Origin of the sequence: Congregibacter variabilis, assembly GCF_045689235.1 — a bacterium.
GTDB classification, from domain to species: Bacteria; Pseudomonadota; Gammaproteobacteria; order Pseudomonadales; family Halieaceae; genus Congregibacter; species Congregibacter variabilis.
The window spans coordinates 632,626-657,150 of record NZ_CP136864.1 but is presented as its reverse complement, the minus strand read 5'-3'; the positions used below and the strand labels follow the sequence as shown (position 1 = coordinate 657,150).

17 protein-coding genes are annotated in these 24,525 nt (G+C 55.2%); 10 read left to right on the top strand and 7 right to left on the bottom strand.

Features of this window, described 5'->3' with window-relative positions; genetic code table 11:
• The first annotated feature begins 29 nt into the window (after nt 1–29).
• From R0135_RS02975 to R0135_RS02960, 4 genes are all read left to right on the top strand, one after another.
• A complete protein-coding gene (locus tag R0135_RS02975) occupies nt 30–2,687 on the top strand; it encodes a PD-(D/E)XK nuclease family protein (RefSeq protein ID WP_407348777.1) in 2,658 nt (885 codons plus the stop codon).
• On the top strand, nt 2,684–5,992 hold the full coding sequence (locus R0135_RS02970; RefSeq protein WP_407348776.1) for a UvrD-helicase domain-containing protein: 3,309 nt from the start codon (nt 2,684–2,686) through the stop codon (nt 5,990–5,992). The genes R0135_RS02975 and R0135_RS02970 overlap by 4 nt, the downstream gene beginning before the upstream one ends.
• 111 nt (nt 5,993–6,103) lie before the next feature.
• Nucleotides 6,104–7,318, top strand: a complete 1,215-nt coding sequence (locus R0135_RS02965; protein WP_407348775.1) for an efflux RND transporter periplasmic adaptor subunit — start codon at nt 6,104–6,106, stop codon at nt 7,316–7,318.
• The gene (locus tag R0135_RS02960) at nt 7,315–10,359 is read left to right on the top strand and encodes an efflux RND transporter permease subunit (protein WP_407348774.1); all 3,045 of its coding nucleotides are present in this window, start codon (nt 7,315–7,317) and stop codon (nt 10,357–10,359) included. The genes R0135_RS02965 and R0135_RS02960 overlap by 4 nt, the downstream gene beginning before the upstream one ends.
• A gap of 28 nt (nt 10,360–10,387) precedes the next feature.
• Here R0135_RS02960 and R0135_RS02955 read toward each other — a convergent pair whose 3' ends face one another.
• Both R0135_RS02955 and gloB read right to left on the bottom strand, forming a co-directional pair.
• Nucleotides 10,388–11,722 carry a LysM peptidoglycan-binding domain-containing protein gene (locus R0135_RS02955; RefSeq protein ID WP_407348773.1) on the bottom strand — a complete coding sequence of 445 codons (1,335 nt, stop codon included), beginning with the start codon at nt 11,720–11,722 and terminating at the stop codon, nt 10,388–10,390.
• Nucleotides 11,723–11,724: 2 nt separating this feature from the next.
• Nucleotides 11,725–12,495 carry a hydroxyacylglutathione hydrolase gene (gene gloB / locus R0135_RS02950; RefSeq protein ID WP_407348772.1) on the bottom strand — a complete coding sequence of 257 codons (771 nt, stop codon included), beginning with the start codon at nt 12,493–12,495 and terminating at the stop codon, nt 11,725–11,727.
• Between the two features lie 120 nt (nt 12,496–12,615).
• Here gloB and R0135_RS02945 point away from each other — a divergent pair, with 120 nt between their 5' ends.
• From R0135_RS02945 to dnaQ, 3 genes are read left to right on the top strand one after another with little or no spacing between them, the layout of a single operon-like run.
• Nucleotides 12,616–13,398, top strand: a complete 783-nt coding sequence (locus tag R0135_RS02945; RefSeq protein WP_407348771.1) for a class I SAM-dependent methyltransferase — start codon at nt 12,616–12,618, stop codon at nt 13,396–13,398.
• Between the two features lie 27 nt (nt 13,399–13,425).
• Nucleotides 13,426–13,863: a ribonuclease HI gene (gene rnhA, locus R0135_RS02940; protein WP_407348770.1), complete on the top strand. Its 438-nt coding sequence runs from the start codon at nt 13,426–13,428 to the stop codon at nt 13,861–13,863.
• Nucleotides 13,864–13,885: 22 nt separating this feature from the next.
• Nucleotides 13,886–14,608, top strand: coding sequence for a DNA polymerase III subunit epsilon (gene dnaQ / locus R0135_RS02935; RefSeq protein WP_407348769.1), 723 nt, complete (start codon nt 13,886–13,888; stop codon nt 14,606–14,608).
• Nucleotides 14,609–14,617: 9 nt separating this feature from the next.
• Here the strand turns inward: dnaQ and nhaB are convergent, their stop codons facing one another.
• Nucleotides 14,618–16,123 carry a sodium/proton antiporter NhaB gene (gene nhaB / locus R0135_RS02930; protein ID WP_407348768.1) on the bottom strand — a complete coding sequence of 502 codons (1,506 nt, stop codon included), beginning with the start codon at nt 16,121–16,123 and terminating at the stop codon, nt 14,618–14,620.
• A gap of 205 nt (nt 16,124–16,328) precedes the next feature.
• Here nhaB and nudC point away from each other — a divergent pair, with 205 nt between their 5' ends.
• Both nudC and sohB read left to right on the top strand, forming a co-directional pair.
• On the top strand, nt 16,329–17,147 hold the full coding sequence (nudC, locus tag R0135_RS02925; RefSeq protein ID WP_407348767.1) for an NAD(+) diphosphatase: 819 nt from the start codon (nt 16,329–16,331) through the stop codon (nt 17,145–17,147).
• A gap of 34 nt (nt 17,148–17,181) precedes the next feature.
• Complete coding sequence (gene sohB / locus R0135_RS02920; protein ID WP_407348766.1) at nt 17,182–18,249, top strand: protease SohB; 1,068 nt, start codon at nt 17,182–17,184, stop codon at nt 18,247–18,249.
• 59 nt (nt 18,250–18,308) lie between these two features.
• Here sohB and R0135_RS02915 read toward each other — a convergent pair whose 3' ends face one another.
• Genes R0135_RS02915 through R0135_RS02900 form a run of 4 tightly spaced genes read right to left on the bottom strand, consistent with a single transcriptional unit; the run spans nt 18,309 to nt 22,852 of the window.
• A complete protein-coding gene (locus R0135_RS02915) occupies nt 18,309–18,533 on the bottom strand; it encodes a hypothetical protein (protein WP_407348765.1) in 225 nt (74 codons plus the stop codon).
• Entirely contained in the window at nt 18,530–20,257 is a 1,728-nt protein-coding gene (locus R0135_RS02910) for a SulP family inorganic anion transporter (protein WP_407348764.1), read from the bottom strand. The genes R0135_RS02915 and R0135_RS02910 overlap by 4 nt, the downstream gene beginning before the upstream one ends.
• Nucleotides 20,254–21,945: a TIGR01244 family sulfur transferase gene (locus tag R0135_RS02905; RefSeq protein ID WP_407348763.1), complete on the bottom strand. Its 1,692-nt coding sequence runs from the start codon at nt 21,943–21,945 to the stop codon at nt 20,254–20,256. The genes R0135_RS02910 and R0135_RS02905 overlap by 4 nt, the downstream gene beginning before the upstream one ends.
• A 4-nt stretch (nt 21,946–21,949) precedes the next feature.
• Nucleotides 21,950–22,852, bottom strand: a complete 903-nt coding sequence (locus R0135_RS02900) for an MBL fold metallo-hydrolase (RefSeq protein ID WP_407348762.1) — start codon at nt 22,850–22,852, stop codon at nt 21,950–21,952.
• 186 nt (nt 22,853–23,038) lie between these two features.
• Here R0135_RS02900 and R0135_RS02895 point away from each other — a divergent pair, with 186 nt between their 5' ends.
• Complete coding sequence (locus R0135_RS02895; protein ID WP_407348761.1) at nt 23,039–24,520, top strand: SLC13 family permease; 1,482 nt, start codon at nt 23,039–23,041, stop codon at nt 24,518–24,520.
• Nucleotides 24,521–24,525 lie beyond the last annotated feature (5 nt).

Genomic DNA, 24,525 nt, shown 5'->3' with positions numbered 1-24,525 from the left:
CTTTACCCCGCGATTTTGAGTATTGACGCATGAGCTTGCGCCCATTATTTGCAGGCATAGAGGATATCGCCGAGCTGCTGGAAAGCGGTACCGCTGTGCTTACGCCTAATCGTCGTCTTAGTCGGGCAGTGGGCGATGCCCAGCATCAGTATCGCCTGACAAAGGGGGATCAGGTGTGGCCCAGCAGCAGCATACTTCCGCTTCGGCAATTCTGGATCGAGCGTTGGCGGCACGCTGTCACGCGGGGACTGATAGAACCCAAGGTACTGGTAGATGCCGCAGCGCAGAGATTGATCTGGCGAAAGGTGATCGACGCCGACGAGGCTGTCCCGTTTTCACTGCTCAGTCCCTCGCGAGCAGCAAATCTGTGTCAGGAAGCGAGCGAGACTCTGGCACTATGGCGCATCAACCTCGACGATAAGGCAGTGCGTCAGTCCTTTAGCTTTGACGAAGATTCTCGCGCGTTCCTTCGTTGGGAAAGCCGGTTTCGTGAGGTGCTTTTAGATCTGGATGCGGTCACGCCCGAGCAAGCGCTGGAAGAACTACTGACCTGTCCTGACGCTCTGGGGCAATCGGTAGCCCTGCTTAGCCAAGATGATTTACCGCCTCTACACCAAGCGCTTTGCGAAGCCTCACCGACTTGGCAGCAACTGACGCTTCCTCACCGAACAGCTCAGCTTTTGCCCACGCGAGCATTCAGTGATCCGGCAGCAGAGCTGCAAATGGCTGCTCGCTGGTGTCGGGAGCAACACGAGCGAGATCCTTTGGGACGCTATGCGGTTGTGCTGTCTGATATGCACAGTGATCGGGATCGCCTCGAATACTATCTCCGCAAGGAATTCGACTGTCTGACGCAGGATTACGCGAGCTTGCCGGTGAACTTCGCGACGGGTTTTACGCTTGATCGCGTGCCTTTAGTACGCGATGCACTGCGAATACTCGAGTTCAGTCTGCCGGAAGTTGCCGTAGAGAGCGTGATCGCAGTTCTTCAGTCACGTTTTATAAAACCGCTGACGTACCGTAAGACCCACAGAGAGCGATGCATCAGGCGTCTTAGGGATCTTGCCAAAGAGCGAATCCCCCAGCGTGTGATGCGCAGTGTACTGGACGACTTGCTTGATAAAGAGGCGTGTGAGCTTCCCTGGGACGTGGTTCTGCAACTGGAGACGAATGGCAGCTGGCACCGTCGCCCGCGCACGCCGTCGCAGTGGCTGGAACCGTTTAGAGCGATTTTAAGCGCCTGGGGTTGGTCCAGGGGCGCGACTCTTGATTCTCTGGAGTATCAGCAGGCTGTGCAATGGCAGGAAGCGCTGGATAGCTTTGCGACACAGGATCTCTTCGCTGGTGCACTGACACTCCCTGAAGCTATTCAAAGTCTCCGAGAGTTATTGAGCGAGCAGCAATTTCAGCCGCGGACTGAAGATCAAGCTATACAAGTGCTGGGCCCCCTCGAGACGACTGGACTTCGCTTTGACGCCATGTGGATTACCGGGATGAGTGCGGAACGTTGGCCAGCAGCAGCGCAGCCAAACCCCTACCTACCCCACGGTCTTCAGAGGGAACAGGGTATGCCCCATGCCGATGCTGGCTGGGAGCGACGCTGGGCAAAGGCTCGCTGGGACCATTGGCTGGCCGGCGCGGGAGAAATTCAAGCCAGTTACGTTAACCAGCGCGATGGCGCCGAAGCCCTGCCGAGCCCGCTGATTGTAGAAGTTCCAAGCAAGCTTGAGAGCGAAGACTGGACAGTGGATGAGCGCTGGCTGGTTCAGGCATCAAAGGCCGCTTTTGATAGGGTAGTTTTGAATTCAGTGCCTCTGGCCAAGGACGAGCGTGCATTTCAGGGGGTTGGAGCGAGCGTTTTAGAGCAACAATCGGCGTGCCCCTTTCAAGCCTTTTCCGCGACCAGACTGCAGGCAACGCAAACACCGGCGCTGACTGCAGGCCTCCTGGCGTCTGAACGAGGCACGCTTCTACACCGCGCGCTATACGACGTTTGGGGCAGTCTGCGCGATAGCACCCAACTGGCTTCGATCACCGACGCAGAGCTTACCCCCGTCATCCAGCGCGCACTGGACTATGCGCAGCTTGGCCTGCTTAAGGAACGCCTCGATGTTATCGGTGGTGACATGATTGCACTGGAGCGACAACGATTGGATGTTGTTCTTCGGCGCTGGTTGGCACTGGAGCGGGAACGTACTGAGGAGTTTGTGGTTACGGGTCGCGAAGAGCCTCGAGAACACCAGCTCGGGGATCTGCGATTACGCCTGCGTATAGACAGGGTCGACCGACTCAGTGATGGTCGTGAGCTGATTATTGATTACAAGAGCGGGGCCATTGGCAGCATCAAGCAATGGTTGGGGGAGCGTCCTGCGCGCCCCCAGCTTCCGCTATATGCCCTACTTGAACCTCCTGCGGCAGGCATCACCTACGCATCCCTAAAACCGGGCTCAGAGGGTTTTAAGGGCATCGGCGAGCAAGAGTTCATCAAGGGAATAGAGAGCGCCGATAAACAGCTGGAGGATGAGCAAAGTGGCGGGATGGAAGCACTGCGACATGGCTGGATTGAAGAACTGACCTTGCTCGCGAATGAGTTCGTTTCGGGGCACAGCCCAGTGGACCCCAGAATTGACGCCTGTCGGTATTGCCAGCGCTTTTCGCTGTGCCGTCTGGGTGAGGAGCTCGCATGATTCCCGTCGATATCAATGCGCGAGAACGGTCCGTGGATCCGCAGGAGTCGTTTTGCGTAAGCGCACCGGCCGGTTCGGGAAAAACTGCTCTACTGGTGCGACGCTTTTTGGGCTTGCTGGCACGTGTCAGCGAACCCGAGCGTGTGGTGGCAATCACTTTTACCCGTAAAGCCGCAGCAGAAATGCGTGCCCGAGTGGTCAATGCCCTGCGGGACGCAGAGCAAGGAGTGACCGCAAACAATCCTCATGAAGAGGCACTTCTAGCTGCGGCGCATACAGTGCGGGAGCACGACGCCACTCTGGATTGGGGTCTGCTTGCCAACCCTTCGCGCCTGCGCATACAAACCATTGACAGCTTCTGTGGCTATCTTACGCGACAAATGCCAGTGCTCAGTGGCTGCGGCGGGCAGGTTGCCACCACCGATGACAGCAGACCTTTATTCCGGGAAGCCATAGAACGGTTTCTCCATCGCGAACTGGCGCGGGGAGGGGATGGGCAAACACGGGACATCGAAACCTTACTGCTTCATCTGGACAACGACTGGGAGACCGCAGTAGAGCTTTTATCGGGTCTTTTACAGCGCCGCGAGCAGTGGCAACCCGTTTTTGGTGGCGCCGGCCTTCGCGATGCGGACCGGCGCAGTTTGCTGGAAATCACCCAAGCCCTGGTGCTTTACCGCATCGAGGAATTGCGGCGTGGTTTCCATGAGCACCTGAGCGAGCTCGAGACCCTAATGCGTTATCAGTCAGAGCAGCTAGGCACGGCTGTTGTGTTCTCGCCCAAGAGCCAGGATCTGGGTGCCTGGAGAACGGTGGCCACGCTGTTACTCACTGGAAAGGGAGAATGGCGAAAAGCAGTCAACAAAAACAATGGCTTTCCGCCCGGCGCGGGAGAACCCACCGAGCGAAAACAGCAAATGCTTGCTCTGCTTGCTGCTCTGGCGGCAGACGGTCAACCGTCACTAATGTCAGACCTGCGGCAAGTGTTGCTCCTGCCGGATGTCGACGAAGAACCCGAGCACTGGGACGTCTTGGCCGCACTCACCCGGCTCCTGCCACGACTGGGGGCCGAACTCCTGCTTGTCTTTCAGCAATCAGGAGAAGTGGATCACGCACAGATAGCTTTGGCGGCACTCACAGCACTGGGTAGTGATGACGAGCCTACGGATATTGCCCTGCGCCTTGATCACGCCATAGATCATTTGCTGGTCGACGAATTCCAGGACACATCATCCGTGCAGTTTGAGTTGATTCGTCGCCTGACGCGCGGTTGGCAGGAACACAACACCGAAAATCCCGAGAATCCTCGAACACTTCTTTTGGTTGGCGATGCCATGCAGTCGATCTACGGTTTTCGCGAAGCCAACGTCGGCCTGTTCATCAAGGCGCGCAACGAGGGCATTGGCGACCTCAATTTAACGGCGCTGGATCTGAGCGTAAATTTTCGTAGCCAGCAGGGCCTGGTGGAATGGACCAACAGTCATTTTGAGGCGGGTTTTCCCGCAGCTGACGATGCCCAGTTAGGCGCCGTGCAGTACCGTCCGGCGACGGCGGCAAGAGAACCCGGTACTGAGCCAGAGATTGCGCTCTTTACCGGCGAGGGGGCTGGCGAAGCAGAAATCGCAGCGCTTTGTGCACGACTCGAAGAGGGCGTTGCCGATGAGCGGGTGAGGAGCATAGCGATACTTGGCCGCTCTAGAAGTCAACTCCGTCCGATTTTGTTGGCACTGCGCGAGCGGGGTATAGACGCAGCAGCCAAGGATCTGGATACCTTGGCTCAACGACCACTTATCCGTGACCTGCTCACACTGAGTACCGTTTTGTGTGACCGCTTTGACCGTTACTCATGGTTAGCGCTTCTGCGCTGTCCGTCCATCGCGCTGGATAATGCCGATCTACTGTTGATGTCGATGATTTGCCCCACCGCGGCAGATTTAACGGATTCGGACCTTACTCGCTCACCGGATTACGCTCGTTTGTCCATGGGCGCGCAGGAGCGCATAGCTCAGCTTTTGAATATGCTCAACTGGGCTGATCATTACCGTGACCGTCTTGCCCTGCGCGTGTGGGTCGAACAGTGCTGGTTGCTTCTTCACGGCGCAGGGTGCCTGAATACGCAGGCAGATATTCGCGACGCTGAGCGATTTTTCCAGTGCCTTGAGGAACTGGAAGTCCAGCAACAAGCTCTCAATGGACGAGTGCTCAGCGAAGCCATGGAAACGCTGTATGCATCCCCCGGAGATGAGCGCTGCAAGGTTCAAGTGATGACCCTGCACAAGGCAAAAGGCCTGGAGTTTGATTGGGTCTTTATTCCGGCCTTGGCGAAAAACACGGCGGGACAGGATCGCGAATTACTGCTTTGGGATGAGTTCGTACTTCCCGGTGCACCTCCGGCTTTTCTGCTGGACATACGGGCAAACGCCGAAGGCGGACAGCGTCCGCGCCTATACGATTATCTCAAAGCTCAGGCCAAGCAAAAACGCGAATGTGAAGCTACTCGTTTGTTTTACGTCGGCTGCACCCGAGCTGCAGATTATCTGTGGTTAGGTGCGACGCTCAGTTACGACGAAGCAAAAGAAGAGCACCGCGTACCGGGCGCCGGTTCACTCCTTAGCGTTATCTGGCCGACCATCGAGTCGAGGGTCGATGTGTCCGTTGTTTTCGTCGAGGAGCCTGCGAGCGATACAGCAAGTTCTGGCTATCGCCGCCTTCGAGAGCTTCCGCTGATCCCGGCAACGCCGCAGGATTCGCTCGCGCAAAGTTTGCAGCTGTCGCAAAACTATTCCGCCCGGGCTTTCGGTACCGCAGTGCACCGCTGTCTCGAAGCTTTGGTCTATCGCGATCAATTGCCCGAGCAATGCGACTCGGCACTTAGTGCCTTACTTAGGGTCGCTTTGCTGGATGCAGGGGTAGACAGCAGCTCTTTGGGGCAGATGGAAACACAGGGCCGTGCGATGATTGACCGCGTTCTGGCCGACCCCTGGGCGCAATGGATGCTATCGCCTGAGCGGCCAGAGCGTGCGGCAGAACTGGCTCTCACAACATCCGGCGAAGGCGGTGCACAACAACTGGTCCTGGACTACAGCTTTGTGGACGAGGCACGGCAAGAGCGCTGGGTTGTGGACTATAAAACCAGTACACCCACTGCGGGACAGTCCCTGGAGCAGTTTTTCGCCGCAGAGCTGGCATGCTACGCACCACAGTTAGCTGCCTACGCCGAAGCGCTTGCGGCGCGTTTCTCAGAACCTGTTCGCAGTGCATTGTACTTCCCGGCACTGGGCAAGTACGTCGAATCCGTGGCGTGAGCCTAAAGTTGTTGCAGCACAAACAGATGTTCCTGCGATCTGGCACAACTGGGCAATGCCGACGCTTGCCTCTTATAATGCCCAAGGTTAAACCAACGAGCACCGTACAGCATGAAACAGCCACGATTTTTCAATGCCCGCCTGAATTTTCGCTTGCGTACGGTCAGGGTATTAAGACCTGAGACAGCCATTAGCGCGCTCTTGGTACTGGCCTTGAGCTTGAGCGGGTGCTCTGAGCCCCCGGCTCCCGAGCAAACCGCTAGCTCCCGTCCGGTAAAGCTGTTTACGGTTGATACAAGTCTTGGCGCGGAGATTCGCCAGTTTCCCGCAACTATCGAGGCTGCCACGCAAGCGGAGCTATCGTTTCGCGTGTCGGGCCAGCTCGAATCACTTCCTATCCGCGAGGGTGAGGTTGTAGAAGCACAGCAGATACTTGCTCAGCTCGATGCTACGGACTTTAAAAACACCTTGGAGGACCGCGAAGCGGTCTTTGAAAACACCGAGCGCAACTTCCGCCGCGCCGGCGAACTTATTGGTTCAGGCAGTATTTCCCAATTGGACTACGATCGTATGGAGGCTGACTTTCGCTCCGCACGGGCAGCTTTGGCGCAGGCAAAAGCTGATCTGAGCTACGCAACACTGCGCGCTCCGTTTAGGGGCCGAATAGCCCGGCGTTATGTCGATAACTTTGAGGAGATTCGCGCCAAACAGAGCATCGTTTATCTACAGGACACTGAACTGCTCGATGTGATTATTGCAATGCCCGAGTCAGTTATCCGCAGTGTCAGTAGTGGTGGTGAAGATGAGCTTTCCAGCGGGCCCCTCCAGGAGAGTCGTGCGGCGGAAGTGATCGCCATGGCATCCTTTGATAACCGTCCGAATATCAGTTACGCACTGGAGTTAAAAGAGGTTGCGACAAGGGCTGACCCCGACACCCAGACTTTCCCCGTCACCTTTAGCATGCGTCAGCCCGACGAGTTCACGGTATTACCGGGCATGACTGCGCAGGTAGAGGTTGATTTTAGCGACCTCCTGTCGAGCGAAGTCGCCACCTGGGTTCCCGCAAGAGCCGTGCAGGCTGACGCGACACTGTCGCCCCGAGTATTCGTGTTGGACCCAGAAACCATGCAGGTACAAAGCCTCAGCGTCGAAACGGGCAGGGTCTCTGGAGACATGATCGAGGTGCTTTCAGGACTCACAGGCGGTGAAGAGATTGTCGCGGTTGGCGCGAGCTACCTGTCTGATGGGATGCAGGTCACGCGCATGGCCGGTGGTGAGCAGGCCGTTCCTCGCGAGGCCATTTCAAGCGACAGCAGTAATTTATGAGTATTGGCGCCTATTCGGTTCGCACACCGGTGATCTCGTGGCTGGTCGTTGTGATTATGGTGGCTGGAGGCATTTTCGGCTTTCAGAAGATGGGCAAACTCGAAGATCCTGCCTTCACCATCAAAATGGCGAAGATCATCACCCAATACCCCGGTGCCTCTGCGCAGGAGGTCCACGATGAGGTGACCTATCACCTGGAGGACGCAATCCAGAAACTGCCCCAGTTAAAGCGCCTCAAAATGTCAGTGTCGAGGCCGGGCTTGTCCGACATCACTATCGAATTCAAGGACGAGTACGGTGCTGCGGATCTGCCAAATGTTTTTGACGAACTTCGCCGCAAGATAACTGACGTGCGTCCCAAGCTTCCGCCCGGGGCGCAGGCTCCCATAGTCATTGATGATTTTGGTGACGTATACGGCGTCTACCTGATGCTCACGGGAGAGGGCTACACCTGGCGTGACCTTTATGACGTCGCTGACGACGTGAAACGTCAGCTGGTGTTGGTTAAGGGTGTTCGCAAGGTTTCCATAGACGGAGAACAACAAGAGGTCGTTTACCTCGATATGTCACGCGCGCGCCTGGCCGAACTGGGCATTGACCCGGCTGCCATTGCCAGCGTGCTCGGCTCCCAGAACTCTGTTGTCGATGCGGGTAACGCGCGTGTAGGTGATGATTACCTGCGGATCAAACCCACCGGGGAGTTCGACTCGGTTCAGGAGATTGGCGACGTTCTCATCTCCTCGCAAGACCGCAGCCTCGTGCGCCTTCGGGATATCGCCACTATTACGCGGGCCTATGAAGCCGTCCCCGTGAAACTGTACTACCACAACGGTCAACCAGCGCTCAGCGTTGGAATCAGCATGGCACAGGGCGAAAACGTGGTGGAAGTGGGTAAACGTTTAAACGCGCGAATCAGCGAATTACAAACGCTCATCCCCGTAGGCATGTCCCTGGAGGCGGTCTACGATCAACCGGCTGAAGTCGAGAAGTCAGTGGGAGGATTCATCATTAGCGTTGCCCAGGCCGTGGCCATCGTTATCGCCGTTCTACTGGTATTCATGGGGCTGCGCTCGGGACTGATCATCGGCTCGGTGCTACTGATAACCGTCGCCGGTACGCTATTGCTGATGTATTTGTTTGGTATCGAGCTGCAGCGCATCTCACTGGGGGCGCTGGTGATTGCCTTAGGCATGCTCGTGGATAACGCCATTGTGGTGGCCGAGGGCATGCAGGTCCGCATGCAGTCGGGTATGAAGGCATTGGAAGCGGCTACCGAGGCAGTGGGCAAAACCTTATGGGCGCTATTAGGCGGCACTGCCATTGGAATTCTCGCCTTTTCAGCCATCGGGCTGTCACCGGATAACACCGGAGAGTTTGCCGGCTCCCTGTTTTACGTAATCCTGATTTCCTTGTCGCTCAGCTGGATAACTGCGGTCAGCACCACGCCACTACTATGCGCGCTGTTGCTGAAGCCCGGTGGCCCCGAGCAGGACCTGGATCCCTACGCTGGCGCCGTTTTTCGCGGCTACCGGCGTGTAGTAGCCCTGGCCGTGGATTATCGAAAAGTGACCTTGGCGCTTGTTGTCGGACTATTTGTCCTGGGCGTCATCGGCTTTGGGCAGGTCAAAAGTGGGTTTTTCCCCGCATCCAGCACACCACTGTTTTTTGTTGATGTCTATGAGCCAGAAGGATCTGATATTCGCAAAACCCGGGATGACACTCTGGCTTTGGCCGCATACCTCAGAGAGCAACCCGGGGTGGTGCAGACAACGACAGTTGTGGGCGGGGCCCACCAGCGTTTTACATTGGTTTATGACGCGCGGGAACCCACCCCGGCGTACAGCCAGATTATCGTGCGCACCGACGATCCCGATCAGGTACATTCCCTGCAGGTTTTGATCTCAGAGAAACTTCGCACTGAGGCACCCTGGATTGATCCTATAGTCAAATCCCTGCGCATAGGGCCCGGCCGTGATGCAAAAATTGAGGCGCGCTTTTCCGGGCCTGATGCAACAGTGCTGAGGCAGCTATCAGAGCAGGCCGAGAAGATCATGCGCAATGATTACGAAGCCGTGGATATTCGTAACGACTGGCGCTCGCCCGTGAAGTTAGTGACGCCTGTGTTTAATGAGCAAGTTGGCCGGCAGTTGGGCATCAGTCGAGAAGATCTTGGCGATGCCATGAAGTTCGCTTTTGACGGTATGCCGGCAGGCAGCTATCGAGACGGCAATCGGGTGCTCCCTCTAAAGATGCGTGCCACCGAGAGCGAGAGAGTTGATGTAGATGCCATGCGTGATGTGCAGATTTGGAGCGCGGTACTTGGAAAAACAGTGCCCGCTTCGTCAGTGATATCGGGGTATCGCACCGACTGGGAAAATGCGCTGCTGCGCGGGCGTAATCGCATTCAGACGATTATTGCCTCCTGCAACCCCAAGGGCGAATTGGCGACGCCGCTCTTTGAACGTATACGGCCGCAAATTGAAAACATCGAGTTGCCTCCGGGCTACTCTCTGTCCTGGGGTGGAGAGTACGAAGATAATGCCAACGCGCAGCAGGGCTTAGGGCGTTCACTGCCGGTCGGTATTTTGCTGATGATACTCACTAGCATTGTGCTCTTTGGCAAGCTGCGCCAGCCACTGATTATCTGGCTGACGGTGCCTCTGGCAGTAGTGGGGATCAGCGCGGGCTTGTTGGCCACCAACGGCGCATTCGACTTTATGTCCATGCTCGGTGCCCTGTCCTTGATAGGCCTGCTAATCAAGAATGCCATCGTGCTGATTGAGGAGATTGACCAGCAGATAGCTGAAGGAAACGACCCCTACAATGCGATCCTGGACTCGGCAGTGTCTCGTGCCCGGCCCGTTGTTTTGGCCGCCGGTACGACTATTCTGGGGCTTATTCCATTATTGTCCGACGTGTTCTTTACAAATATGTCGGTCACGATCATGGCCGGTCTCGGATTTGCGTCGGTGTTGACCTTGACCGTGGTACCTACGCTTTACGCCCTGTTTTTCAATATCAAAAAAGAGCAAAGTCACTAGGGGCTCGACGCTTTTGCACCGCGCGACCTTAGTCGCCGGCCAGATACAGCGTCAACGACTGTCCCGGTTGTAGATAGCGGCCCGGGTCCAATTTGTTCCAGCTAATGATATCTACGATGGTGACATCGAAACGCAGTGCGATCTCGTAAAGCGAGTCACCACGACGCACGGTGTAACCCCGGCGCACGCCTGTGCTGCCGCTTTCAGCCAATGCCAGACTCTGCTGCCAGGCCGCGCTATCGGGAATCATTAAAGTATCACCGGCACGAATGAGATTGCCGTTAAGGTTGTTGACCTCGCGCAGTAAGCCCACTTGCGTGTCAAAGTTTTTGGCAATGCGTATAAGACTGTCGCCGCGACGTATCCGGTAATGCTGCCAGGTGACCCGTTGGGAATCCGGAAGCTCGGCAAGTGTCGTTGCAAGGGACTCCGCGATGGAGACGGGCACAAGCAACTTTCCATCCCCGTTGGGTGCAGTCGCCCAGCGCAGCTGCCCCGGATTAAAACTGCGCAGCTCCACAAGTTCCAATCCTGCAAGTTCCGCCGCGCGGAGCATTTCTACCTGCCCAGCAGTATCAATGGCCGCAAAAGCGGGGGCATTAGGGATTTGTGGCAGACTGACTTCCAAGGCTTGGTCGAAAGCGACGATGGTACTTAGAGCAATCAATCGAGGCACGTAACGACGTGTTTCTCGAGGCAAATCCAGGGACCAGTAATCCACAGGCTTTCCCTGACTCTTGTTTCGTTTGATAGCCCGCTGAACGCGACCCTTACCGGAGTTGTACGCGGCAAGAGTGAGAAGCCAGTCTCCGTCAAAGTCTTCGTTCATGGACTCCAGGTAGTTCAGAGCGTGAGTCGTGGAATCGCGAACATCCAGGCGACCGTCGAACCACCAGTCCCGGCGGACGCCAAGATCATCTGCCGTTCCCGGCATTATCTGCCAAAGCCCTGCCGCGCGTTGGTTCGAAATAGCAAACGGATTCATTGCACTCTCGACAAAGGGCAGCAGGGCAATTTCGATAGGCATGTCGCGTGCTTCTACCTCGTTCACCAGATGGAAGAGATAACGCTCTGCCCGAGGACCTACCAACTCGAAGTAGCGAGCTTGTTTGAGGTAATACTCCCGCGCACTGCCGATGCGGGCGTTGTGGAGGGTATGGAACTCCAGCTGACGTCGAATTCTGTCCCACAGATCTACCGGCGGACCCAAATCTACAAGCTCTTTGTGATGGGGCCTCGGCGGCAGCAGCTCCGCCGCAGACGAGGTCGACACCTGCGTCTCCAAGGCTTTATCGCTTTGCATGGTGGTACAAGCGCTCAGCACAAACATGGCTATCAATGTACTCGCGCGTAGCAGCTGCATGCTCAGAACTGGTCCTTCCATGCACGAAGGCCCGCAAAGACCTCCACGGGTTTCGCGCCTGCTTCACGGCCTGCAGCTTCTAGCCCCAGGGCCAGCTCAGGGGCCGCGCTCCGCAGGAAGGGGTTAGTCGCCAGTTCAAGGCCAATGGTGGAGGGAACCGTAGCTTCCCCTCGCGTTCGCAGCGCCTGGGCATTGCGCTGACGCTCTTTTAAGGCCGCATTATCTGGATCGGCGGCCAGGGCAAAGGCAAGATTCGCCAAGGTATATTCATGGGCGCAATATACTGCAGTAGCTGCGGGGAGGGCGGCAAGCTTACACAGAGACTCATGCATCATCGGAGGATCCCCCTCAAAAATACGGCCGCAGCCACCGGCAAAAAGCGTGTCACCGCAAAACAGCACTGGGTTCTCTCCAGCCTGATAGTAAGCAATGTGATCGAGGGTATGTCCTGGCACACTGATGATCTCAAAGGAGTAGTCGCCCACATTCAGATGATCGCCGGCGACCAGCACCTGATCGATACCGTCAATGGCGGGGTTGGCGGGTCCGTACACCCGACAGCGGTGCTTGTCTTTCAGTGCTTTTAGCCCACCGACGTGATCAAAGTGGTGATGTGTAATGAGAATGCCTTCAAGAGAAAGCTTGCGCTCTTTCAGGGCCCGCTCCACCGGCGCCGCATCGCCTGGATCCACCACATACGCGCTATCATCACTGTTCTGAAGTAGCCAGATGTAATTATCAGTAAAGGCCGGGATGCCGTTGATAGTGGTCATAAACGCAGACTCTCAGAGTGCTTCAGGGCAAAATCAAGAACGCTCTATATTAGAGGTAGTCGGGCGTTGCATGCAGGCAGCGCACTGGCTACTCTCCTAATCGTGAAGAGCGTCGCGAACATGCAGTCTATCGAGATTTCCCGGGCTCTGGAATCCTGGTACGCCAGAGAGTCTGGAGAGGAGCTCTGCGAGCTTATACAAGCTCGGCTTGAACCCGTGTTGGGTCTGTCTTTCGGTTACCATATTTTACAGATGGGCCCTTTACCGACACGCAGTCTGGTGGGCGCAAGCCCTATTAATCATCAGATCTTTGCCTGTGCAGCAGCCGATGGTAAAGCCTCCATGTTGTGTCACGGCGATGAGTTACCCCTGGAGAGCGACAGCGTGGACACCGTGGTCGCTTTTCACGCGCTGGAGTTTGACGAGCATCCCCATGGCAGTCTGCGCGAGATGCAGCGGGTTTTGCGGCCCCATGGTCACTTGATAATTGTCGGCTTCAATCCCCTGAGCCTCCTGGGGGGAGCACATTATTTGCAAGGATTAAAAAAGAGCAGTTTGTGGAATAGACAGCGATATCGTCCGGTGAGCCTGCACCGTCTCACTGACTGGTTACGCCTGCTCGATTGTGAACTGGAAAGCGCGCAACATTTGTTCCCTATCCCGGTGGCCGGGAGTGTTCGACTGCGCAACTTTATAGGCCGTGTGGACGAATGGGCCAGTGACAGCAGCCTGCCCGGTGGGGGCGTCTACATTGCTCATGCTATCAAGCATATTGGAGGCGTTCGCAGGCCCAGAAGCCTCCGGGCACGCGCTCGAGAGAGCTTTAGAGGCCTTAGTGTGGCGGGAACTCCTGCTCCTACACCACGACAGCCACGGTCAGACAGTAATGATTTAGCTGCCTGAGCTCGTCATCAAAATTTTTGGAACCTTATGAAACGCATTGAACTGTTCACGGACGGCGCTTGTCGTGGAAACCCCGGGCCCGGTGGTTGGGGAGCCTTGCTGCGCTACGCCGGCAAGGAGCGAGAGCTTTATGGCGCCGAGGAGAATACGACCAATAATCGCATGGAACTCAGCGCGGCTATTGAAGGATTAGCGACCCTGCGTGAATCTTGCGCAGTAAGACTGGTCACCGATTCCACGTATGTCATGAAAGGTATCACCGAGTGGCTACCCAACTGGAAGCAACGAGGATGGAAAACATCTGCCAGAAAACCTGTGGCGAATGCCGACCTGTGGCAGTTGCTGGACGAGCAGAATCAGCGACACACTGTCACCTGGGAATGGGTAAAGGGGCACAGCGGCCACCCGGGTAACGAGCGCGCCGACGCGCTGGCTAACCGCGCGATTGATGAAATGCTCTCTTAGTTTTTAAGGATCAACGACAGTTATGCGACAAATTGTTCTCGATACAGAAACCACCGGCCTGGAAGTGAGTCAGGGGCACCGGATTATCGAAATTGGCTGCGTGGAGTTGGAGAATCGTCAGCTCACCGGCAGGCACTTTCATCGCTATATCAATCCCGAACGTGATATCGATGCCGGAGCGATAGAGGTTCACGGTATCACCGCCACCTTTCTTGCGGATAAGCCTGTGTTTTCTGCGGTAGCAAAGGACTTTATTGATTTTGTCGATGGCGCAGAACTGGTTATCCACAATGCCCCTTTTGATATCGGGTTTCTCGATAGCGAATTGAGCCGCCTGGATTCTGGGGCAGTGCCTCTGGCACAGCGCTGTGAGATCACCGACACTCTGGTCATGGCGCGAAGCCGTCACCCGGGTCAGCGTAACAGTCTGGATGCGCTGTGCCAGCGTTATGCGGTCGACAATTCCAGCAGGGACCTCCACGGTGCGCTGCTGGACGCTGAAATACTGGCTGACGTTTACCTGACGATGACCGGCGGGCAGACCGCTTTGGCATTGGGAGGAGATGATGGTGACAGCCAGGGCCGGTCCCGACCCAGAGGACTGCGAAGGCTTCCCGCAAGCCGTCAAAGACTACCGGTTATTGAGGCTACTGACAGTGAACTTGCGGCTCACGAGGCGCAGCTGGATAGCATTGCGGCCGCTGGAAAAGAGCCGCTGTGGAGAACACTCCACAGCGGCAGTTGAGCACAGTCCCTAGATAAACAGGGTTACGCAGGCGAGGCCAACGCCGCCCATGACTACGGTGTAGGGCAGCGCCATGATCACCATTCGTCCGTAGGACAAGCGAATCAAGGGCGCCAACGCCGAGGTCAGCAGGAACAGAAAAGCCGCCTGTCCATTAGGCGTCGCAACACTGGGCAGGTTGGTACCAGTGTTAATTGCTACCGCCAACTGATCAAATTCCCCTCTGGTGATAGCCCCCGCATCAAGGGCAGCTTTGACTTCATTGATGTAGACCGTAGCGACAAACACGTTGTCGCTGATCATTGACAACACACCATTGGCGATAAAGAACATTCCAGGGCGAATATCTGAATTCATTGCCAAAACCGCGTCGATGACAGGCGTAAACAGATGTTGATCATGTATAACCGCAACGATGGCAAAGAACACAACCAGCAGCGCTGTAAAGGGCAGAGCTTCTTCAAAAGAGTGTCCGATCTGATGCTCTTCGACGATACCGTTGAAGGCCGTAAGCAGCACAATAACCATAAGACCTATGAGGCCCACAGCGGCCAGGTGCATTGCAAGACCCACAACAAGTATCACCGCGACCAGGGCTTGAACCACAAGTCGCGCCACATCCCTGGAGTTTCGGTTTGCATCAGCTTTATCCTGAAACTCGTTGAGCACCAGACGAACGGAGTCTGGCAGCTTGGCACCGTAGCCAAACTTTCCTGTGACCTCCAGCAGTGCGCAGGTCATCAAGCCACAAGCTAAAACCGGCATGGTTACCGGTGCCATAACGGTAACGAACTTAACAAAGTCCCAGTCTGCTACGGATGCAATGAGCAGGTTCTGAGGTTCGCCCACGAGGGTGCACACACCGCCGAGCGCAGTTCCTACAGCTCCATGCATGAGCAGCGAGCGCAGGAACGAGCGGAAATCCTCCAGATCTTCCCGGTGGTTGTCTTGGACACCTGCGTCATCACCGTGATCGTGACTGTCATGGTGAGTACCTTTACCGGAGGCGACCTTGTGATAGACCGAATAAAAACCGACACCCACGCTGATCAATACCGCTGTAACGGTCAGCGCATCCAGAAATGCCGACAGAAACGCCGCCACCAGACTAAAAAGCAGGGACAGCACAACCTTGGATCGTACTTTGAGAAGAATTCGTGTGAATACAAACAGCAGGAGCTCCTTCATAAAATAGATGCCCGCAACCATAAACATCAACAGAAGAATGACCTCGAAATTGGCCGCTGTTTCGTGAAACACCGAATCTGCACTGGTCATGCCAAGAGCTACAGCCTCGATCGCCAGTAGGCCGCCTGGTTGCAAGGGGTAACAACGCAAAGCCAGTGCCAGCGTGAAGATAAACTCACCAATGAGTACCCAGCCGGTAACGAAAGGTCCTACGGTGTAGAGCAGGACAGGGTTGATCAACAAAAAGCCGATAATCGCTTTTTTGTACCAGTCTGGCGACGGCCCGAGAAAATTGTGCCAAAGCGCGTGTGATGCTGATTCGCTCATAAGGATTCCTCTAAATTTGTGCCGCAAGTGTACGGTATTGCTTGAGTTCGCGTAAGCGGGTGATCAAGGATCTTTGGGGCGTAATCGGGTCATTATTACGCCCATTGCACTTGCGACGGGGACCTGTGGTGCATAGGATAGCGGCCCCATTTATTTATCCCGCCTGTGGTTACATCCGCCTCATCGCGCCAGGAGCATTTGATCTATGCTGGATCTCGGTCAGTCAGCACCCGCTCATCGAAATGACGCTCTGCATATCGTTTTTCAGCGCGGTAAGTTGATTATGGACATGCAATCGCGACAGCCTTGTGTTTTGACTGACAGCGATCTTAGTCAGAACGGCTGGCAAGTTGCTCGAGAGAAGTACATCGGACACTGGGCAGGTCAGGCCTGCTTTGCAGTCGAAATCGATGACATCGTCGATGTCGATGCCATGCGTTATCAGGTGGGTAATCTTTATCACTTACTTGGCCGGGTAGAAGACAGCCTGTTTGCGCTTGCGGGCCGCGCAGCACAGCTACTTGATTGGGAGCGGGATCATCGATTCTGTGGCCGTTGCGGTGAGCCTATGCAAGCTGCTGACGGAGATCGCGCCATGGGCTGCGGCGCCTGCAAAACCATGCTTTACCCGAGGATTTCGCCTTGTGTGATAGTCCTCATAACCCGGGGAGAAGAAATGCTGCTGGCCCGGAACGCGCGTTTTCCCAGGCCGATGTACAGCTCACTCGCCGGCTTTATAGAAGCGGGGGAGAGTGCCGAGGATACGCTGCGCCGAGAAGTTCGCGAGGAGGTCGGCGTGGAAGTCGGCGAGATCGAATACTTCGGATCACAGTCCTGGCCGTTTCCAAATCAATTGATGCTGGGATACTTTGCCGAATATGCCTCTGGTGACGTTACTCCAGACCTTGATGAAATCGCCGAAGCCAACTGGTATCACCCTCAGGATTTACCCCCCGTGCCGCCACCATCATCAATTGCGGGGCAACTCATTCAATACCACTGTCGACGCAGTCAATCACGCTAGTTCTTCGACAGCTACACAACACTCAGGAAACTTTATGGAATTTCTCTCTGAATACGGTCTATTTCTCGCGCAGGCCGTTACCATCGTCATCTCGGTCGGCCTGATCATTTTATTGATTGCCGCGGCATCTCAACGTCATCGTGGAGAAAGCAGCGGACACATCGAAGTGCACAAACTCAACGACCGCTACAAGGAGCTTCGCGAGACGCTTCGCGATGCCACTCTGGATCCTGCGATGCGCAAGGAGTCTCACAAGGCTGAAAAGAAAGCAGAAAAAAAGAAAGCCAAAGAAGAATCCAAGGCAGCTAAGAAGCAGATAAAAGCGGGGAATGAAACCCCGGCGGAGAAACCACGTCTGTACGTTCTGGATTTTGACGGTGACATTCGTGCTTCGGCCGTGGAGCAGCTGCGCGAGGAAGTGTCGACCCTACTGGGAGAGCTTCGAGATAGCGACGAAGTTCTTTTGCGTCTGGAAAGCGGCGGGGGAATGGTCCACAGCTACGGACTGGCATCCAGCCAGCTTCAGCGCATTCGCAATAAAGGGGTGAAGCTCACGGTTGCCGTAGATAAGGTGGCGGCCAGCGGCGGCTACATGATGGCTTGTGTTGCTAACGAGATAATCGCGGCCCCCTTTGCCATTATCGGCTCCATCGGGGTAATAGCGCAGTTACCGAACTTTCACCGTGTGCTCAAGAAGAATGACATTGATGTGGAAATTCTTACCGCCGGTGAGTACAAACGCACGCTAACGGTGTTTGGGGAGAACACAGACAAAGGCCGGGAGAAGTTCAAAGAAGAGCTGGAAGACACCCATGTTCTGTTCAAGCAGTTTGTGAAAGAAAACAGGCAAATAGTTGATATTGATAGTGTTTCCACGGGAGAAACCTGGTACGGACAACGCGCACGGGATGTCCACTTAGTGGATGCGCTACAGACTTCTGACGAATACATTCAGGACAAACTTGAGACTCATGGTGTGTTCGAGCTGACCTTTGTGCCCCGTAAGAACTGGCAACAGAAGCTCGGAATCGCCGCAGAAAATGCGCTTGAACGCAGCTTTTTGAAGCTGTGGCAGGCGTCATTGACGCGGCCCAAGCAGTAACCCAGCCCCTGGCATGAGCCGCCGGGGCTTTTTATGCCCCGACCCAGACGCTTTATTTGCTACTGCGGTTGTTCCTCGCGACGCTTTTCGCAGAGTTTGCGCTGAAGCATCGCGCGATTTGCGAGCGCATCCTGGTCAGTGTCTTCCCCAAGGATGGCCGCGCTAATATCGTTTTGTGGGGTGAGGCAGGGATCTTCTTGGGATGGATCGCTGGTTACAAGGTAAATCACCACCCCAATGCCTACTATCACTAACAGCGATATAAACCGCAGGATACGGCTCATGACTCAGTCACAGGCTTTAGAGCTTCACAAGCCTGATGCTGTGACAGAAAAACCTGCCCGGATAAATGCTCTAAAAAATCTGTTCGCTCCAATGCATCCATTACCGGTCCCTTCACCTCACTCAGATGAAGCATTATCCCCTGTTCTTTGAGCCGTTGTGTGACCGCTTCAAGAGCTTCAAGGGCACTTAAATCGATTGCGTTGACGGCAGTGCACTGCAGAATGATGTGCTTAAGGCGCTCGTCGCGCTCCGCGATCACCGCATAAATAGCGCTTTCCATGTAACCGGCATTCGCAAAATACAGACTCTCATCAATGCGCAACGATACGATGCTCGGGTAAGTGATCACATCGTGTCGATTAATATTGCGAAAATGCTCGGTGCCGGGCACCTCTCCGACTATAGCGATGTGTGGTTGGGATGTTTTATGTAGGTGAAGGCTAATAGAAGCCAGAATCCCACAAAGGACACCCAGCTCAACGCCAAAAAACAGGGTCGACAAAATAGTAACCATCACGGCAATAAAGTCCGTCCGCGAGTAACGCCAGGCGAGCTTGATCAGGCTGAAGTCGATCAATGAAGTCACCGCTACAATAATTGTCGCCGCCAGTGTCGCCTTGGGCAGAAAATACAGCACCGGAGTCAGGAGGAGGGCGGCCCCGGCAATGCCACCGGCCGTGAGCACGCTTGCCAGCTGAGTTTGTGCGCCTGCGTCAAAGTTGACCACGGAGCGCGAGAATCCTCCGGTGACTGGAAAGCCGCCGGAAACTGCTGATGCGACGTTCGCTGCACCCAGAGCCACCAACTCCTGATTGGCATCGACTCGCTGGCGACGCTTTGCTGCAAGTGTTTTACCCACAGACACTGATTCCACAAAGCCTATGACACTAATTAGTAGTGCCGATACGGCAAGTTCGGACCACAGCGCAAAATCCATCGTGGGAATGCTAAAAGCGGGGAGCCCCCGGGGTACGGTACCCACCAAGGCAACACCCAGGGTTTGATAGTCCAGAGCGATGCTCGCAAGCGTGGTAACGATAATTACCAACACCGGTCCGGCCTTGGCAAGCATGCCGGCCGCACTGGCGCTGAAGCCGACTCGACACAAAAGCGGTGCAAGCCCTGAGCGTACCCAAAACAAGAAAATTAACGCTGCCGTGCCCGTTATCAGGGTCACTCCGTTGAACGCCCAGAGCTGCATCCAAAGCGTACTGATTAGCGTCGGTAGGGTTTCGCCGTGGGCTTGGATACCTAGTATGTGGCGCAGCTGCGACAAGGCAATGATTATTCCTGACGCGGTAATAAACCCTGAAACAACCGGGTGCGACAATAAATTTGCCAAATAGCCGAAGCGCAAAAGCCCCATGCCAATGAGCATAGCCCCTGACAGCAGCGCCATGGCAATAGCGGCACTAGCGTAGCCAAGACTCCCCGTGGCCGCGACCTTACCTACGGCCGTGGCGGTCATAAGGGATACAACTGCCACAGGCCCGACGGACAAAGTCCGACTACTTCCGAATATTGCGTAAGCCAGCAGGGGCAAAATGCTGGCGTAAAGCCCCATTTCTGCCGGCAGACCGGCAAGAAGGGCGTAAGCCAGAGACTGTGGAATCAGCATGATCGTAACGATTACCGCAGCGAGCGTGTCGCTCGCCAGCGCATTGCGGTTATAACCGCGTAACCACTCCAGAGGCGGCAGTAAGCCGCGGAGCCACTGGCTCATTGGTCTGCCTTGCTACGCTCCGGATTAACCATCCATTCCTTGCCTTTGAGCATGGCTTTCCAGTAAATCGGCGGGAGAATCTGTTCTTTTAGAATCCAGGCCAATCTCGACGGCCGCTGCCCATTGATTAACCAACGGGGAAAACTCGGCAGGAGCTTCCCGCCATAGCCAAACTCTGCAAGGACGATCTTGCCGCGCTCCACAGTCAGCGGACAGGAACCATAGCCGTTGTAATGCGCGACGCCGGATACACGCCCCAGGTCATGAAGAAGATTGTTCGCAACAATTGGCGCCTGCATCCGGGCAGCTGCAGCTGTCTTTGCGTTGGGCGCGTTCATCGCATCTCCCAGACCCCAGATGTTCGCGTAGCGTTTGTGCTGCAAAGTATTCTGATCCACATCGATCCATCCGGCATCATCTGCCAGTGGACTTTGCTTTACAAAGTCCGGAGCCGTCTGAGGAGGGCAGACGTGGATCATGTCAAAGTCCGAGCTGACTTCAACGGTAGCGCCGGACTCATCCTGGGTCTCAAACCAGGCGGTCTGCGTGTCGCCGTCGATGCGGCTCAAACGATGCCCGAATTTAAGCTCAGCCTGATACCGTTCAATATATTGCATCAGAGCAGGCACATACTCTTTGACACCAAACAGTACCGGCCCTGCGTTGTAAAAGCTGATATCAATGTTGCTAAGAACACCATTCCGACGCCAATGATCACCGGAAAGATAAAGAGCCTTTTGAGGCGCACCGGCACACTTGATCGGCATGGGTGGCTGGGTAAACAGAGCCTTACCTTTTTGCATACTGCTCACGAGCTTCCAGGTATAGGGCGCCAGGTCGTAGCGATAATTAGACGTCACTCCATTGCGCCCCAGGGTCTCTACAAGTCCGTCTACGCCATGCCAGTCCAACTTGATCCCGGGCGCCACGATAAGTCGATCGTAGTGAATCGGATGACTGTCTTCCAATAGCACACGGTTGTCTTCGGGTTCGAAGCTGCCTACGGCGGACTTTATCCAGCGGACGCCGTCGGGAATCAAGGAGGCCATGGTTTTGACCGTATCCTCCTGTCGAAAGATGCCTCCGCCGACCATGGTCCAGCCAGGCTGGTAGTAGTGCACTTCTGCTGGGTCAATAATCGCGATTGATAAAGTCTGCATACGTGTCATCAAACTGGAAGCAACTGCGATACCGGCGGCTCCCGCACCTACGATGACAATATCAAAGTGATCCTCGGAAGCAGCACTGCCTGACACTTTTGAGGCTGCGACGGGGATACTCCGCAGTGCGTCGCTTAAGTCGTAACCGCAGTCCCTGGCTTGGGCCAGCAATTGCGCATCAGCAACACCCTTAGCGCGCTGACAAAGACTCCACAGCGTCATTGAGCGCGTGCCGGTTCTGCAAAAAGCGTGTACCGGCGACTCCATCTTATCCAGTGCAGTAGAAAAGTCCTTTATGTCATTGCTGCTGATCGCACCCGACACAATAGGAATGTAAGCAATGCTCAGTCCAGCTGCCTCTGCGGCGGTACGAATTTCCGTGATCGTCGGCTGATCATTGCCTTCGCCATCTGGTCGGTTACATATCAGGGACTTTACGCCCGCTTCTACCAGCATGGGTATATCAGCGGCGGTGATCTGGCGGGAGACAGAAAAGGACTCGGTTACCGAGATTAACTCTACGCTCATAGTCTTATTCCTTCGCAGCAAGATCAGAGAGGTCCGGGCCACCAAAGGCATTGAGTGGCAGCTTCAAAAAGAAGCGCTCACCGCTTTCCGGGGGAGGAACGTGTCCCGCGCGCATGTTGACCTGCAGCGAGGGAAGGATGAGGTTTGGCATGCCGAGGGTTTTGTCCCGGGCTTCGCGCATAGATACGAACTCGCCTTCGTTAATCCCCGCTCGCACGTGAACGTTCGCGTCAATTTCAGCGCCGACGCTTGTTTCAAATGCCAACTCCCGATCGTTGGGCATGTAATCGTGGCAAACAAAAATGCGGGTTTCTCTTGGAAGCGCCAGAATTCTCTGTATGGAACGAAAGAGGGTGCTGGCATCGCCTCCCGGAAAGTCACAGCGCGCCGTACCATAATCGGGCATAAACAGGGTGTCACCCACAAACACAGCGTCACCAAATACGTAGGTCATACAGGCTGGCGTGTGTCCCGGCGTGTGCATCGCATAGCCTTCGAGGGAGCCGATCTTAAGAGCATCCCCGTCGTTCAATAAGACATCGAATTGAGAACCATCGCGAAGAAAACCATCATCTTCATTGAACACCTCAGCGAAGACTGACTGGACTGTGGTGATAGCAGAACCGATGGCGATCTTGCCGCCTATACGCTGTTGCAAATAGGGTGCAGCCGACAGGTGATCAGCATGCACATGCGTCTCGAGAATCCAATCAACACTCAGTTTATTATCGTTGATGTAAGCAATGATGCGATCGGCGCCTTCATAGCTGATGGTCCCAGAGGGATAATCAAGGTTCAATACGCTGTCGACGATCGCGCAGGCCGAACTATCCGGGTCCTTAACGACATAAGATAGAGTGTTCGTGGGTTCGTCGAAAAAGTGCGTAACCTCGGCTCGATTCGCCATTGGGTGCCTCCGGGCATTACATATAACTAAATAGAATATTGATATAACAATAAGTATAGTCGAATTCGGCAGTGAAATGTTTGATTTCTGTCATCAAAATACTCACATCACCTTATGATCAATTGCGACATTCACGTATGCTGCGCGCAAAGTTAAGAAGCGCAGAGTCGCTGCCGGAGACACAACATGAACGCGCCTGAGGCGGTCCACAGCGATACTTCGCTCGCCATTTATCAACGCATAGGGATAGTGACCGGACCAGCCGCTTGCGCACTCATGCTTCTTTTGGGTGAAAATCAGGAAACCATGCCCGATGTCGCCTGGAGAGTTGCCGCGGTGGGAATGTGGATGGCGATTTGGTGGGCTACAGAGGCTATCCCGGTTCCAGCGACAGGCTTTATTCCACTGGTGGTGTTCGACCTCTTTGGCATTGCGCCCATGAAGGAGGCCGCTCAAAGCTATGCCCATCCGATTATCTATCTTTTTCTCGGTGCCTTTGTTCTGGCTTTAGCCGTTGAGAAATGGTCGCTGCATCGACGCATAGCGCTGTGGATCCTTTCTAGAACCGGTACCGACGGCAAAAGGTTGATTCTAGGATTTATGGTAGTGGCCGCCTTGTTATCAATGTGGATGACAAACACTTCAACCACCATGATGCTTTTGCCCATAGCAGTTTCGGTAGCGGGTCTGATCGCTGACCAGACCTTGCGTGTTAACGATGCCGATGCCAGGCAGTTTCAAATCGCGCTGATGTTGGCTCTTGCATACTCCACCACGATTGGTGGGCTCTCTACCCTGGTTGGCACACCGCCGAACATACTTCTGGCAGCCTTCCTTGAGGACAGCTACGGAATCACTATTGCCTTTGCAGACTGGATGATGATCGGCGTTCCGCTCACTGTAGTATTACTGCCCCTGGGATGGTGGCTACTCACCTCGATCGTTTTTAAAGTGAACATTCCTGCAAGCGAGCAGGCACAACAAATGATCGTCGCGATGCGCGAAGACCTGGGGGAGATGAGCAAAGCTGAAAAGCGAGTGGGCATGGTGTTTTTGCTCGTCGTTCTACTATGGATGTCGCGCAGTATGCTTGCAGAGCTGCCCGGGCTATCGGGGCTGAGCGATACCGGCATCGTTATGGCTGCAGCCTTACTCCTGTTTGTAGTGCCTAATGGCGACATTAAAGGGGGTGCACTGATGAGTTGGCCAGATGTTGCTCGCTTGCCCTGGGGCGTACTTGTTTTATTTGGTGGCGGCCTAAGTCTTGCGGCACAGGTATCTGACTCAGGGCTTGCCAACTGGTTAGGGGAGGGCCTGGCACCGCTGGCATCGTTGGGCACATTGGTTCTGGTGCTGGCCTCTGCGGGGCTGGTTGTTTTTCTTACCGAACTCACCAGTAACCTTGCTACAGCCGCAACGTTCTTACCGGTAGTGGGGGCGATTGCCCTGCAAATGGGCATAGATCCGCTGGTACTGTGCGTGCCCGTTACTTTAGCCGCCAGTTGCGCTTTTATGCTTCCGGTAGCAACGCCACCTAACGCCATTGTCTTTGCCTCTGGCGTACTTCGAATCTCAGACATGATCCGAGCCGGCTTCGTAATGAATATTGTGTCGTTATGTTTGCTTACGGCTGCCGCTGTATGGCTGGTGCCTTTAGTGCTCGGTTAAGGGGC